Origin of the sequence: Streptomyces sp. NBC_00872 (assembly GCF_045161915.1) — a bacterium.
GTDB lineage: Bacteria > Actinomycetota > Actinomycetes > Streptomycetales > Streptomycetaceae > Streptomyces.
In genome coordinates, this window is the sequence record NZ_CP108806.1 from 2,881,624 (window position 1) to 2,895,093 (window position 13,470).

The 13,470-nt window shown below is 69.9% G+C and carries 13 protein-coding genes; 3 read left to right on the top strand and 10 right to left on the bottom strand.

The genetic code is table 11. The annotated features are described in order from the left end of the window. Positions 1 to 193: 193 nt before the first annotated feature. Together OG214_RS12220 and OG214_RS12225 are read right to left on the bottom strand one after the other, a co-directional pair. Entirely contained in the window at positions 194 to 1,465 is a 1,272-nt protein-coding gene (locus OG214_RS12220) for a Clp protease N-terminal domain-containing protein (protein ID WP_405984740.1), read from the bottom strand. A 120-nt stretch (positions 1,466 to 1,585) separates the two neighbouring features. After that, on the bottom strand, positions 1,586 to 2,191 hold the full coding sequence (locus tag OG214_RS12225; protein WP_405984741.1) for a hypothetical protein: 606 nt from the start codon (positions 2,189 to 2,191) through the stop codon (positions 1,586 to 1,588). Between the two features lie 304 nt (positions 2,192 to 2,495). Between OG214_RS12225 and OG214_RS12230 the strand changes: the two genes are divergently transcribed. The 3 genes from OG214_RS12230 (at position 2,496) to OG214_RS12240 (ending at position 6,471) form a co-directional block, all read left to right on the top strand. Then, positions 2,496 to 3,692: a sensor histidine kinase gene (locus OG214_RS12230; RefSeq protein WP_405987484.1), complete on the top strand. Its 1,197-nt coding sequence runs from the start codon at positions 2,496 to 2,498 to the stop codon at positions 3,690 to 3,692. A 16-nt stretch (positions 3,693 to 3,708) separates the two neighbouring features. Next, positions 3,709 to 4,374, top strand: a complete 666-nt coding sequence (locus tag OG214_RS12235; RefSeq protein ID WP_405984742.1) for a response regulator — start codon at positions 3,709 to 3,711, stop codon at positions 4,372 to 4,374. 234 nt (positions 4,375 to 4,608) lie between these two features. After that, positions 4,609 to 6,471 carry a glycosyl hydrolase family 18 protein gene (locus OG214_RS12240; RefSeq protein ID WP_405984743.1) on the top strand — a complete coding sequence of 621 codons (1,863 nt, stop codon included), beginning with the start codon at positions 4,609 to 4,611 and terminating at the stop codon, positions 6,469 to 6,471. A gap of 115 nt (positions 6,472 to 6,586) precedes the next feature. On the opposite strand, the gene OG214_RS12245 is transcribed toward OG214_RS12240, so the two are convergent. The 8 genes from OG214_RS12245 to atpE all read right to left on the bottom strand — a co-directional run bounded on the left by OG214_RS12245 (position 6,587) and on the right by atpE (position 13,449). Further along, positions 6,587 to 7,033 (bottom strand): DUF2550 domain-containing protein, encoded by a 447-nt coding sequence (locus OG214_RS12245; protein WP_363085637.1) that lies wholly within the window; start codon positions 7,031 to 7,033, stop codon positions 6,587 to 6,589. A 125-nt stretch (positions 7,034 to 7,158) separates the two neighbouring features. Beyond that, a complete protein-coding gene (locus tag OG214_RS12250) occupies positions 7,159 to 7,533 on the bottom strand; it encodes a F0F1 ATP synthase subunit epsilon (RefSeq protein WP_066950094.1) in 375 nt (124 codons plus the stop codon). A gap of 121 nt (positions 7,534 to 7,654) precedes the next feature. After that, positions 7,655 to 9,106, bottom strand: a complete 1,452-nt coding sequence (gene atpD / locus OG214_RS12255) for a F0F1 ATP synthase subunit beta (protein WP_363085636.1) — start codon at positions 9,104 to 9,106, stop codon at positions 7,655 to 7,657. Continuing rightward, a complete protein-coding gene (locus OG214_RS12260; protein WP_382858108.1) occupies positions 9,107 to 10,024 on the bottom strand; it encodes a F0F1 ATP synthase subunit gamma in 918 nt (305 codons plus the stop codon). It abuts the gene before it with no gap. 20 nt (positions 10,025 to 10,044) lie between these two features. Beyond that, positions 10,045 to 11,640, bottom strand: a complete 1,596-nt coding sequence (gene atpA, locus OG214_RS12265) for a F0F1 ATP synthase subunit alpha (RefSeq protein WP_365905773.1) — start codon at positions 11,638 to 11,640, stop codon at positions 10,045 to 10,047. 170 nt (positions 11,641 to 11,810) lie between these two features. Continuing rightward, entirely contained in the window at positions 11,811 to 12,626 is an 816-nt protein-coding gene (locus tag OG214_RS12270; protein ID WP_405984744.1) for a F0F1 ATP synthase subunit delta, read from the bottom strand. Next, positions 12,623 to 13,177 carry a F0F1 ATP synthase subunit B gene (locus OG214_RS12275; protein ID WP_363084523.1) on the bottom strand — a complete coding sequence of 185 codons (555 nt, stop codon included), beginning with the start codon at positions 13,175 to 13,177 and terminating at the stop codon, positions 12,623 to 12,625. Before OG214_RS12275 ends, OG214_RS12270 begins: the two co-directional genes overlap by 4 nt. Before the next feature lie 41 nt (positions 13,178 to 13,218). After that, positions 13,219 to 13,449, bottom strand: a complete 231-nt coding sequence (gene atpE / locus OG214_RS12280) for an ATP synthase F0 subunit C (protein WP_030351998.1) — start codon at positions 13,447 to 13,449, stop codon at positions 13,219 to 13,221. Between the last annotated feature and the right edge of the window lie 21 nt (positions 13,450 to 13,470).

The following is a 13,470-nucleotide window of genomic DNA, read 5'->3' on the forward strand; positions in this document are numbered from 1 at the left end:
CGGCCGGGGAGTGTGCGCCGTCGCGGACCTCGTGCGTCCCCATCCGCGGGTGCGTCCCCATCCGCGGCGCGTACGTTCGGGCGAGCGCCTCACCGTCATCCCTGCCCTCGCCCTGGGGTGTGTCCGCGCGGCAACGGTAGCGTCAGCCGCACCGGCCGGGTCATCGCGGGGTCGACCCTCACGGATCGGCCCCTCACCTGCTCAGTCGAAGGCTCAGGTCCGCCTTCAGCGCGGTCAAGTCCACTCCCTGCGCGCGCAGTTGTTCCGAAACCTGTCCCTCGGCGTCATCGAGGAGCGCGCTCACCAGGTGCACCGTTCCGACGCCGGGGGCGCCGTGCTCGGCGGCGGTGAGCTGTGCCACGGCCACGGTCCGCTCGGCCGCGGCGGAGAGCGGCACGTTCTCGGTCACGGGGTGCGGATCGACGGCGAGCGCCGACAGGGTCAGCGACGCCGGGCGCACTCCGTGCGTACGCAGCAGACCGGCGGCCTCATTGGCGGACACCAGCGCCTCGGGCAGTGACCGTCCGGCGATGGACAGCGCCCGGTCCAGGGCCAGGACGGCCAGCAGCAGATCGATCGGCTCCACCTCGCCCCGTCCGCACCGCACGGCCTGGCGGACGGTCTCCGTGGACACCGCGAACACGACGGGCGTGCCGTTGACGGCACTGCCGGTCACCCACGACATCACCGTGCGCGCCAGCCAGTTGCTCCGGTCTTCCAGCAACCCGGCCCGGCGCAGGACCATGACGGCCGGGGACTGCGGCCGTTCCGTCCCCGGCTCTTCCTCCCCCGCCGCGGCCCGGGTGTCGAGAGTGTCCAGCGTGGCGTACGCGGCGGCCGGGTCCAGCCGTTCCAGTACGCAGGCTTCCCGTGCCCTCGTGCCGGGGACGTCCAGCAGGGCGCGGGCCACATGCCGGGAGCACACATCGTGCCGGCCCTCGGCGCGGGCGAGCCGGAGGGCATGGAGCAGACAGGCGCGCAGCGCGCGGGACGGCTCGGGCCATATCCGGCCGCTCACCGTGTCCTCTCCCCTGAAGCGCCCTATGGTGTGCCGCCGCGCCAGGCGCCAGGCGGCGTCGACCTCGTGCTCGTCACCGGGTACGGCCGACCTGCCGCCGTCCCCGCCGTCCCCGCTGTCCCCGCTGTCCCCGCTGTCCCCGCTGTCGTCACCATCCCCGTTGTCGCCGCTGTCGTCGCTCACCCATCCGCGCCCCGCCCGGCCGTGGATCATCCCGCTCAGCGAGCCGGCCCGCCGCATACCCGGGGCGATCGCCTCACCGGCCGCCGAGTCACCGAGAACCAGCGCGGCCAGCAGGGCGTCCGTGCCCACACTCCGGAACTCCTGCTTGAGCGCGCGGAGCAGCGTCGCGGCGAGAAGGTCGATGACGTCGGACCCGAACTCCGTGGTCTCGCCGTCGAGTCGCTCGGCGCCGGTACGCGCGGTGAGCGGAGGTCGTTCTTCCATCGGGTTCCCCTGGGGGTTCGCAGTGGCGGCCGTGGCCTGGTCCACGAACGACGCTAGGCGCCCGCCCCGTAACGCCACATCGGCCGACCGGCCACACCCGCGGTCCGATCGGCCACCGTCTCACCGCTTCGTGACCGACGAGGAGCGCTTCGGGCCGGTGGGTCCGGGGCCGGGGCCGGGGTCCGCCGGGGTCGCGGGTGCCTTCTTCGGCCAGATCGTGTACGTCAGGGCGATCACCCCGTGGACGCCCACCACCCGCAGCGCCGTGAACTGCCACTCCGTCAGGGATCGGGTGTCGCCCTCGTCGCCCACGTACCAGGCCGCGAGCTGGAGCAGGGCCGTCGCGACCGCGGCGGCCAGGACCGTACGGAGCCAGAGCCGGCCCTCGTGGCGGGCGCGGGCCCTGCCGTGGCGCGGGGGCCTGGGCGGGGGCGGGGCGCCGGTGAAGCGGTGGGCGGCATGGCCGTCGATCCACTTGACCGTGTAGTGGCCGTAGGCGACGGTGCAGCCGATGTAGAGCGCGGCGAGTCCGTGCTTCCAGTCGGGCTCGGCGCCGTTCTTGAGGTCGACGGCCGTGACGGCCAGCAGGACCAGCTCCAGCAGCGGCTCCAGCAGCAGTACGGCGGCGCCCAGCCGCCGCAGTCCGGCGAGGTAGCGCAGGGCCAGGCCGGCTGCCGGCAGCACCCAGAAACCGACCTCGCAGACGATGATCAGTGTGACGATCACGGACCTCTCCGTCCGGCCTTGCGACCCCCGGCCCCAGGGCCCCCCGGCCTCGCGGTCCCCTCCAGCCTCCCGTCCGTTCCGCCGGGGTACGTCGTCGTCAGTGACGAACCGGGACTGCATCCTTCGATGTATCCCGCACTCCCCCCGGATGGGGAGGACCGTGTCCCGCGGGCCGTGTTTCATGGGGAGGGTGAGTTTTCCCCTCCGGCTCCCGCGCCCGTACCGCGACACCCTCCCGCGACGCGACACCCTCCCCCGACGCGTCGGCCGTGCGCACCACGCCGGCCGTCCGCACCGCCACGACCTGCTGATCGCCGCGGCCGGGCTGCTCGGCGGTCTGCTGCTGTGGGCCGTCGGGCTGCACACCATCCAGGACTCCCGGCCGCTGACCGGGGCCTGGGCGCTGCTGCCGATGGGCGTCATGGCCGGGCTGGAGACGCTGCGCAGGACCGCGCCGCAGACCACGGTGGTCGTCGGCACACTCACCCTGGTCGCCGACCAGTTCACCAGCGGCAGTCTGGCGACGGTGCTGATGTTCACGGACATCATGTACGCGGCGGTGCTGTACGGAACACCGGCCGCCGCCCGCCGTATCCCCTGGACCACGGCGCTGGTCACGGTCGCGGTGCCGATCGGGCTCGTCTCCTGGATCCCCCGGACCGATGTGCTGCTGGTCGGTGTGTTCACCGGGCTGATCAGCTTCGGCCCCGCCACCACCGGCGCCCTGGTGCGCAACCACCGCGACGCCGCCGAGGCGGCCCGGCTGCGGGCCGAACAGACGGCCCTGCTGGCCGAGATGGACCGGCGTCAGGCGGTGCTCGCCGAGCGCGCCCGGATGGCGCGTGAGCTGCACGACATGGTCGCCAACCATCTCTCCGCGATCGCGATCCACTCCACCGCCGCGCTCTCCCTGGACGACGAGGCGACGACCCGGGACGCGCTCTCCGTCATCCGGGAGAACAGTGTCGAGGGGCTGGCCGAGATGCGGAGGCTGATCGGGCTGCTCCGGGACAGCGGCTCGGGTGGCGGCCCGGACGGCGGTACGGGTGGCGGGACCGGACCGGCCGCCGCGCCCACCCTGCGCGCGCTGGACACACTGCTGGCACAGGCCCGTACGAACGGCGCCTCCAGCGGTCTCGGCTTCGCCCTGGACGACCTGCGCCAGGACAACGCCCTCGCCCTTCCCACCCCCGTCGAGCTGGCCGCCTACCGCATCGTCCAGGAGTCCCTGACCAACGCGCTCAAGCACGCCGCGCCCGGTACCGTCACCGTCCGACTGGCCTGTACGGCAGAGGCGCTGACGGTCCGGGTCTCCAGTCCCTTCGGCGACCGGCCGGGGCCGCGCGCGCCCGGCTCCGGCGCCGGTCTGATCGGGATGCGCGAGCGCGTGGCGCTGCTGGACGGGGAGTTCGAGGCGGGTCCCGTCACCACCGGTGACGGCACGACGATCTGGCTGGTACGGGCCGAACTGCCCGTCACCGAGGGAAGCGGTACGGCATGACGAGAAGCGGTACGGCATGACCATCCGGGTTCTGGTCGCGGAGGACCAGTCGGCGGTACGCGCGGGTCTGGTGCTCATCCTCCGCAGCGCGCCGGACATCGAGGTCGCCGGGGAGGCCGCGGACGGCGAGGAGGCGGTCGCGCTGGCCCGTGAACTCCGCCCCGATCTGGTGCTGATGGATATACAGATGCCCCGGCTCGACGGTGTGTCGGCGACGCGCGCGGTGGTCGCGGAGGGGCTCGCGGACGTCCTCGTACTGACCACCTTCGATCTGGACGAGTATGTCTTCGGGGCGCTGCGCGCCGGGGCCGCCGGCTTTCTGCTGAAGAACGCCGAGGCCGGTGAACTGCTCACGGCGGTACGGACGGTGGCCCGCGGCGAGGGCCTGATCGCCCCGGCCGTGACCCGCCGGCTGATCGCCGAGTTCGCCGCTCCGGCGTCCGCGCCCGCGTCCGCACGCCCGTCCAGAGCGGCGGCCGATCCGGAGACACTCAGCGGCCTCACCCGCAGGGAGCGCCAGGTGCTCTCCTGTCTCGGTGAAGGGCTGTCGAATGCCCAGATCGCCGTACGTCTGACGATGGCGGAGGCTACGGTGAAGACACATGTGAGCAGGCTGCTCGGCAAGCTCGGACTGCGCAGCCGGGTACAAGCGGCGGTGCTGGTACAGGAGTTGGGAATCTGATCCGACGGGCCGCGAACGGGCACGAACAGGCCGCCGACTGCTCCCGAAAGCCCCTGGAACGACACCCCGGAACGGCATCTCCCGCGGCCGGCTCCACCGCGCCTTTGGTCTGGACCTATTGACGAGTGGTCCAGACCTTCCTACTCTCACCGCACACGCTGCGGTGAGCCGTCGCAGGGTGAGCAGTGCACGGACCCACCCCCGCTTTGTCCGGTACTCACCTGAGGAGCACGCTTGAACATCCAACCCGCCCTCCACAGAACGCGATTCAGATCCAAGGCTGTCGCGGGCCTGACCGCGCTGCTGCTTCCGCTCGCGGCCCTGGTCGGACTGGCCACGCCCGCGGAGGCCGCCGCCTCGGCCACCGCCACCTACGCCAAGACCTCCGACTGGGGCACGGGCTTCGAGGGCAAGTGGACGGTGAAGAACACCGGCACCACCAGCCTCAGCTCCTGGACGGTCGAGTGGGACTTCCCCTCCGGCACCGCCGTCACCTCCGGCTGGGACGCCGACATCACCGGTTCGGCCAACCACTGGACCGCCAAGAACAAGTCCTGGAACGGGACCCTCGCCCCCGGCGCCTCCGTGAGCTTCGGCTTCAACGGCTCCGGTGCGGGAGCGCCGTCCAACTGCAAGCTCAACGGCGCCTCCTGCGACGGCGGACCGAGCGTCCCCGGCGACAACCCGCCCTCGGCACCCGGCACCCCCACCGCGAGCAACATCACCGACACCGCGGTGACGCTGAGCTGGACGGCGGCCACCGATGACAAGGGCATCAAGAACTACGACGTCCTGCGGGGCGGTACGAAGATCGCCACGGTCACCGGTACGACGTACACCAACACCGGTCTGACGGCGGGCACCGACTACTCGTACACCCTCCAGGCCCGTGACACCATCGACCAGACGGGCCCGGTCAGCGGCGCCCGCGCGGTCCGCACCACCGGTGGCGGCGGCACCGACCCCGGCAACCCGCCTCCCGGCGGCAAGGTCAAGCTCGGCTACTTCACCGAGTGGGGCGTCTACGGCCGTAACTACCACGTCAAGAACCTGGACACCTCGGGTTCCGCGGCCAAGATCACGCACATCAACTACGCCTTCGGCAATGTCACCAACGGCAAGTGCGCGATCGGTGACTCCTACGCCGACTACGAGAAGGCGTACACCGCCGACCAGAGCGTCGACGGTGTCGCCGACACCTGGGACCAGCCCCTGCGCGGCAGCTTCAACCAGCTCCGCAAGCTGAAGGCCAAGTACCCGCACATCAAGGTCCTCTGGTCCTTCGGCGGCTGGACCTGGTCCGGCGGCTTCACCCAGGCCGCGCAGAACCCGGCCGCCTTCGCGCAGTCCTGCTACGACCTGGTGGAGGACCCCCGCTGGGCCGATGTCTTCGACGGCATCGACCTCGACTGGGAGTACCCGAACTCCTGCGGTCTGACCTGTGACTCCAGCGGTCCGGCCGCGTTCAAGAACATGGTGCAGGCCATGCGTGCCAAGTTCGGCACGAACAACCTGGTCACCGCGGCCACCACGGCGGACGCCTCGCCCGGTGGCAAGATCGAGCAGACCGACTACGCGGGCGCTTCCCAGTACCTCAACTGGATCAACGTCATGACGTACGACTTCTTCGGCGCCTTCGCCGCGCAGGGCCCGACGGCCCCGCACTCCCCGCTCACCTCGTACCCGGGCATCCCGCAGGCGGGCTTCAACTCCGCCGAGGCGATCGCCAAGTTCAAGGCGCAGGGCGTGCCGGCCAACAAGCTGCTGCTCGGCATCGGCTTCTACGGACGCGGCTGGACCGGTGTGACGCAGGCGACGCCCGGCGGCACCGCGACCGGCGCCGCGCCCGGCACGTACGAGGCCGGTATCGAGGACTACAAGGTCCTCAAGAACACCTGCCCGCCCACCGGCACCATCGCGGGCACCGCGTACGCCAAGTGCGGCACCAACTGGTGGAGCTACGACACCCCGGCCACCATCGCCACCAAGATGGCCTGGGCGAACCAGCAGAACCTGGGCGGCGCCTTCTTCTGGGACTTCACGGGAGACACCGCGAACGGCGAGCTGGTGACCGCGGTCAAGAACAGCCTCGGATAACCGGTACGGCACAGCACAGCCGCGGTAAGCGGTACTGAAGACACACGGAGGGGGCGGCGCCCGAGCGCCGCCCCCTCCGCCATGTCCGTACCGATGAGACCCGTGAGCGCGGGGCTCAGGCCACATTCACCCGCTGTCCTGGCGGGGCCGCCTCCAGCCAGGCGAGAAAGCCCGTCAGGGCGTCGTCGCTCATGGCGAGTTCCAGCCGGACCCCGCGGTGCGCACAGCCGAGGACGACCGCGTCGGAGAGCAGCGCCAGCTCCTCCTCGCCCTGGGGCGCCCGGCGTGCCAGCACCTCGATCGCGGAGCGCTCCAGCGTGCGGCGCGGGCGGGGGGCGTAGGAGAAGACCCGGTACCAGTTGATCCGGTCGCCGTTGTAGCGGGCCACGCCGTACACCCAGCCCTTGCCGGAGAAATCGGGCTCCTCCGGCACATTCCAGCGCAGACTGCAGTCGAACGTCCCGCCGGAGCGCTGGATCAGCCGCCGGCGCAGACCGAAGACGAAGAGCCCTACCGCAACCAGTACGACGACCAGTCCGCATACGAGCAGAGCGAGGACCATCAACACCGACCTCCTCGCCTCATTCAGTACCGGAACAGAAATCGCACCCGCATCGCCTCAGCCGCGACCCGGTCTGGAGAGTCCAGCCAGGGCCGCGGCTGAGGGTAGAACCGTTGTGACAGCGCTCAGCGCACCGCCACCGCACGCAGCCGGACATCGGCGCGCCGCTCGGCGGCGGCGTCGTCGTCGGACTTCGCACGTTCCAGCGCCAGCTCCGCGCGCTGGGTGTCGATCTCGTCCGCCAGCTCGGCGATCTCCGCCAGCAGCGAGAGCTTGTTGTCGGCGAACGAGAGGAAGCCGCCGTGCACCGCGGCCACCACCGTTCCACCGTCGGTCGTACGGATGGTCACCGGGCCCGACTCCAGCACACCGAGCAGCGGCTGGTGACCGGGCATGACGCCGATGTCGCCGGACGTGGTGCGCGCGACGACCAGGGTGGCCTCGCCGGACCAGACACTGCGGTCCGCGGCGACCAGCTCGACATGCAGCTCAGCAGCCAAGGGTGGCTCCTCGGGTCACCACCCGGCTGTTCGGCCGGGTGTTGGGCTTGATTCTATGGGTTGTCGTGGAGAGCGTCGGAGGGGGGCGGGACGAACCCGCCCCCCTCCATGAGCCGAGGGCTCAGGAGACGCCCAGCTCCTTGGCGTTGGCCTTGAGGTCCTCGATGCCACCGCACATGAAGAACGCCTGCTCGGGGAAGTGGTCGTAGTCCCCGTCACAGATCGCGTTGAACGCGGTGATCGACTCGTCGAGCGGCACGTCGGAGCCGTCCACACCGGTGAACTGCTTGGCGGCGTGGGTGTTCTGCGACAGGAAGCGCTCGACGCGACGGGCACGGTGGACAACGAGCTTGTCCTCCTCGCCCAGCTCGTCGATACCGAGGATCGCGATGATGTCCTGGAGGTCCTTGTACTTCTGCAGGATTCCCTTGACGCGGCTGGCCGCGTCGTAGTGGTCCTGCGAGATGTAACGGGGGTCCAGGATGCGGGACGTCGAGTCCAGCGGGTCGACCGCCGGGTAGATGCCCTTCTCCGAGATCGGACGCGACAGCACGGTCGTCGCGTCGAGGTGCGCGAAGGTCGTGGCCGGGGCCGGGTCGGTCAGGTCGTCCGCGGGCACGTAGATCGCCTGCATCGAGGTGATCGAGTGACCACGGGTCGAGGTGATGCGCTCCTGGAGCACACCCATCTCGTCCGCCAGGGTCGGCTGGTAACCCACCGCGGACGGCATACGCCCGAGCAGCGTGGAGACCTCGGAACCGGCCTGGGTGAAGCGGAAGATGTTGTCGATGAAGAGCAGCACGTCCTGCTTCTGCACATCGCGGAAGTACTCCGCCATGGTCAGCGCGGAGAGCGCGACCCGCAGACGCGTGCCCGGCGGCTCGTCCATCTGACCGAAGACCAGCGCGGTCTTGTCGAGCACGCCCGACTCGGTCATCTCGTCGATCAGGTCGTTGCCCTCACGGGTGCGCTCACCGACACCGGCGAACACGGAAACACCATCGTGCAGATTGGCCACACGCATGATCATTTCCTGGATGAGGACGGTCTTGCCGACGCCCGCACCACCGAACAGACCGATCTTGCCGCCCTTGACGTACGGGGTCAGCAGGTCGACGACCTTCAGGCCGGTCTCGAACATCTCGGTCTTGGACTCGAGCTGGTCGAAGGCCGGGGCCTTGCGGTGGATCGGCCAGCGCTCCGTGATCTGGGACTCGGCCTCCGGCTCGTTCAGGATCTGACCGAGGGTGTTGAACACCTTGCCCTTGGTCACATCGCCGACCGGTACGGTGATGCCGTTGCCCGTGTTGACCACCGTGGCCTGGCGGACCAGACCGTCGGTGGGCTGCATCGAGATGGCGCGGACCACGCCGTCACCCAGGTGCTGGGCGACTTCGAGGGTCAGCGTCTTCTTCTTGCCCTCCTCGGCCGGGTCAGCGACCTCGACGTGCAGGGCGTTGTAGATGTCCGGCATCGCGTCGACGGGGAACTCCACGTCGACGACCGGGCCGATGACCCGGGCGACGCGGCCCGTGGCCGCGGCCGTCACAGCATTCTCGGTAGTCGTCGTCATTTACTTGTCACTCCCCGCGGTCGCGTCGGCCAGAGCGCTGGCGCCTCCGACGATCTCGCTGATTTCCTGGGTGATTTCGGCCTGGCGGGCCGCGTTGGCAAGCCGGGAGAGGCTCTTGATGAGGTCCCCGGCGTTGTCGGTCGCCGACTTCATCGCACGCCGGGTGGCGGCGTGCTTGGAGGCGGCGGCCTGCAACAGCGCGTTGTAGATACGGCTCTCGACATAGCGCGGCAGCAGGGCGTCGAGGACGTCCTCCGCCGACGGCTCGAAGTCGAAGAGCGGAAGGATCTCGCCCTTCGCCGCCGACTCCTCGGCCGCCTCGCCGAGGCTGAGCGGCAGCAGCCGGTGCTGTACCGGCGTCTGCGTCAGCATCGAGACGAACTCGGTGAAGACGATGTGGAGCTCGTCCACGCCGCCCTCGGCCGTGTCCTGCTGGACGGCCGCGATCAGCGGTGCCGCGACCTTCTTGGCGTCCGCGTACGTCGGATTGTCGGTGAAGCCGGTCCACGACTCCGCGATCTTGCGCTCGCGGAAGCCGTAGTAGGAGACACCCTTGCGGCCGACGATGTACGAGTCGACCTCCTTGCCCTCACCACGGAGCCGCTCGGTGAGCTGGTCCGCCGCCTTGATGGCGTTCGAGGAGTAACCGCCGGCCAGACCCCGGTCGCTCGTGATGAGCAGGACCGCGGCCCGGACCGGCGTCTCCGCCTCGGTGGTCAGCGGGTGCTTGATCGTCGATCCCGTCGCCACCGCGGTGACCGCGCGGGTCAGCTCGGCGGCGTACGGCGTGGAGGCCGCCACCTGGCGCTGCGCCTTGACGATGCGCGAGGCGGCGATCATCTCCATCGCCTTGGTGATCTTCTTGGTCGCGGTGACGGATCGGATGCGACGCTTGTAGACCCGGAGCTGGGCTCCCATGAGTCAGGTCCCTTCCGTCGTCACTTGGAGACGTTGACGGCCGGCGCGTCGTCGCCCAGGAGCTTGCCGTCCGAGGTCTCGAACTGCCGCTTGAAGGCGGTGATGGCGTCCGCGATGGACTGGAGCGTGTCGTCGGACATCTTGCCGCCCTCGGCGATGCTGGTCAGCAGCTCCTTGCGCTCACGGCGCAGGTACTCCAGCAGCTCGGTCTCGAAGCGGCGGATGTCGGCGACCGGTACGTCGTCCATCTTGCCGTTGGTGCCGGCCCAGACGGAGACGACCTGCTCCTCGATCGGGTATGGCGAGTACTGCGGCTGCTTCAGCAGCTCGACCATGCGCTTGCCGCGCTCCAGGGACGCCTTGGAGGCCGCGTCCAGGTCGGAGCCGAAGGACGCGAACGCCTCCAGCTCACGGTACTGGGCGAGGTCCACACGCAGTCGTCCCGAGACCTGCCGCATGGCCTTGTGCTGGGCGGAGCCACCGACGCGGGAGACCGAGATACCGACGTTCAGCGCGGGCCGCTGGCCGGCGTTGAACAGGTCGGACTCCAGGAAGCACTGGCCGTCGGTGATGGAGATGACGTTGGTCGGGATGAACGCCGAGACGTCGTTGGCCTTCGTCTCGACGATCGGGAGACCCGTCATCGAACCGGCGCCCAGGTCGTCGGAGAGCTTGGCGCAGCGCTCCAGCAGACGCGAGTGCAGATAGAAGACGTCGCCCGGGTAGGCCTCACGGCCCGGCGGACGGCGCAGCAGCAGCGACACGGCGCGGTAGGCGTCGGCCTGCTTCGAGAGGTCGTCGAAGATGATCAGGACGTGCTTGCCCTGGTACATCCAGTGCTGGCCGATGGCCGAGCCCGTGTACGGCGCCAGGTACTTGAAGCCGGCCGGGTCGGACGCGGGGGCGGCGACGATCGTCGTGTACTCGAGCGCGCCCGCCTCCTCCAGCGCACCGCGTACGGACGCGATGGTGGAGCCCTTCTGGCCGATGGCGACGTAGATGCAGCGGACCTGCTTGTTCGTGTCGCCCGAGCGCCAGTTGTCACGCTGGTTGATGATCGTGTCGACGGCCAGCGCGGTCTTGCCGGTCTGACGGTCGCCGATGATGAGCTGACGCTGGCCACGGCCGATCGGCACCATGGCGTCGACAGCCTTGTAGCCGGTCTGCATCGGCTCGTGGACCGACTTGCGGACCATGACGCCAGGAGCCTGAAGCTCCAGGGCGCGGCGGCCTTCGGTCTCGATCTCGCCGAGTCCGTCGATCGGGTTGCCGAGCGGGTCGACGACGCGACCCAGGTATCCCTCGCCGACGGCGACGGAGAGGACCTCGCCGGTACGGGTGACCGACTGTCCCTCCTCGATACCGCTGAACTCACCGAGGATGATCGAGCCGATCTCGCGCTCCTCGAGGTTGAGGGCGAGACCGAGGGTGCCGTCCTCGAACTTCAGCAGCTCGTTCGCCATGGCCGAGGGCAGCCCCTCGACCTTCGCGATGCCGTCGCCGGCAACGCTGACCGTACCGACCTCCTCGCGCGAGGCCGCGTCCGGCTTGTACGACTGGACAAAGTTCTCCAGCGCGTCCCGGATCTCCTCCGGCCGGATCGTGAGCTCCGCCATCTGGGTTCCCTGCTCTCCTTGTTGGGCCCGAAGTTTCTTTGGGGGTCTGCGTGAATCGGGGTCTGGGGGCGACCCCCAGGAATCTTCTGCAATCTCTGCACGGCCCAACCGGGCCGCTGGTGTTGCTCTGTTCTGCTGGGCCGGCGTCAGCCGCCCGGCGCTGCCCGCGGTCAGCCGGCGAGCCGCCGTTCCGCCTCTTCGAGACGGTCCGCGACCGTGCCGTTGATGATCTCGTCGCCGACCCGCACCGAAACCCCGCCGAGGACCTCGGGGTCCACGTCCAGGTTCAGATGCATCGGGTGGCCGTACAGCTTCGCCAGTGCCGCGCCGAGGCGCCGTTTCTGTCCCTCGGTGAGCGGTACCGCCGAGGTGACGACGGCGACCATCCGGTCCCGGCGCGCCGCGGCGAGCCGGGACAGGGTCTGGAGACCCGATTCCAGGCTACGTCCCCGGGGCTGGGTCACAAGACGCGCGACCAGGCGTTCGGTGGCCGGTTCCGCCCGGCCGCCGAGCAGCCCGTGCAGCAGCGCGGTCTTGGCGGAGACCGTGGCCGCCCGGTCGGTCAGCGCCGCGCGCAGCCCGGTGCTGGACTCGACGATCCGGCCGAACCGGAACAGCTCGTCCTCCACGTCGTCGAGCGTCCCGGTCCGCTGCGCGGCGGTCAGCTCGGCGAGGGCCGACAGCTCCTCGACGGAGTCGACCAGGTCACGCGGCTGTGACCAGCGGGAGCGGACCATGCCGGAGACCAGATCGGCGGTCGGGCCGCCCACCTGGCCGCTCAGCAGCCGTCCGGCCAGCTCGGCCTTGGCCTCGCCGGGCTGCGCCGGGTCGGTCAGGACCCGGCGCAGCGACACCTCGCGGTCGAGCAGCGCGGTAACGGCGGCCAGCTCCTCGGCGAGCTTCGCGGCGTCGACCGACGTGCTGTCGGTCAGCGCGTCGAGACGCTCACGTGCGGCAGCCAGTGCCTCGCGGCTCGCTCCGTTCATCGCCTGGCCTCGGCCTTCTCGGCGCCGTCCTCGAGCTCGTCGAGGAAGCGGTCGATCGTGCGGCTCTGCCGGGCGTGGTCCTCCAGGGACTCTCCGACGAGCTTGCCGGCCAGATCCGTGGCGAGCTTGCCCACGTCCTGACGCAGCGCACTGGCCGCGGCCTTGCGGTCGGCCTCGATCTGGGCGTGACCGGCGGCGATGATCTCCTCACGCTGCCGCTGACCCTCCGCCTTCATCTCCTGGATGATGACGGCGCCCTGCTCGGTCGCCTCCTGGCGGAGACGGGCGGCCTCGTGACGGGCCTCGGCGAGCTGGGCTTTGTACTGCTCCAGCACGCTCTGGGCCTCGGTCTTGGCCTCCTCCGCCTTCTCGATACCGCCCTCGATGGCCTCTCGGCGCTCTTCCAGAACCTTGTTGATGTTCGGGAGGAGCTTCTTGGCGAGGAAGCCGAAGACGATGACGAAGGCGAGAAGACCGATGACAAGCTCAGGAACCGGCGGAACGAGAGGGTTTTCCATCTCCGCAGCCGCGACATTGAGCAGTGGGCTCACATCAGTGCCTTTCGTCTAGTGGGCTGGTCGTGAATCAGAGATCACGTGCCGTAGACGAACGGCATGACCAGACCGATGAGGGCGAGCGCCTCACAGAACGCGAAACCAAGGATCTGGTTCGTACGGATCAGGCCGGCCGCCTCGGGCTGACGGGCGAGGGCCTGGGTGCCGTTACCGAAGATGATGCCGACGCCGACGCCGGGACCGATGGCGGCCAGGCCGTAACCGATGGAGCCGAGCGAGCCGGATACGGCGGCAAGAGTCGAGGACATGCCAGTTCTTCCTTCTCTTTC

Excerpts from the sequence above, each read along its gene's own strand:
- OG214_RS12270 (WP_405984744.1), bottom strand. The coding sequence starts at position 12,626 with ATGAACGGAGCGAGCCGCGAGGCACTGGCTGCCGCACGTGAGCGTCTC.
- OG214_RS12260 (WP_382858108.1), bottom strand. The coding sequence starts at position 10,024 with ATGGGAGCCCAGCTCCGGGTCTACAAGCGTCGCATCCGATCCGTCACC.
- OG214_RS12220 (WP_405984740.1), bottom strand. The coding sequence starts at position 1,465 with ATGGAAGAACGACCTCCGCTCACCGCGCGTACCGGCGCCGAGCGACTC.
- atpA (WP_365905773.1), bottom strand. The coding sequence starts at position 11,640 with ATGGCGGAGCTCACGATCCGGCCGGAGGAGATCCGGGACGCGCTGGAG.
- OG214_RS12245 (WP_363085637.1), bottom strand. The coding sequence starts at position 7,033 with ATGGTCCTCGCTCTGCTCGTATGCGGACTGGTCGTCGTACTGGTTGCG.
- OG214_RS12235 (WP_405984742.1), top strand. The coding sequence starts at position 3,709 with ATGACCATCCGGGTTCTGGTCGCGGAGGACCAGTCGGCGGTACGCGCG.
- atpE (WP_030351998.1), bottom strand. The coding sequence starts at position 13,449 with ATGTCCTCGACTCTTGCCGCCGTATCCGGCTCGCTCGGCTCCATCGGT.
- atpD (WP_363085636.1), bottom strand. The coding sequence starts at position 9,106 with ATGACGACGACTACCGAGAATGCTGTGACGGCCGCGGCCACGGGCCGC.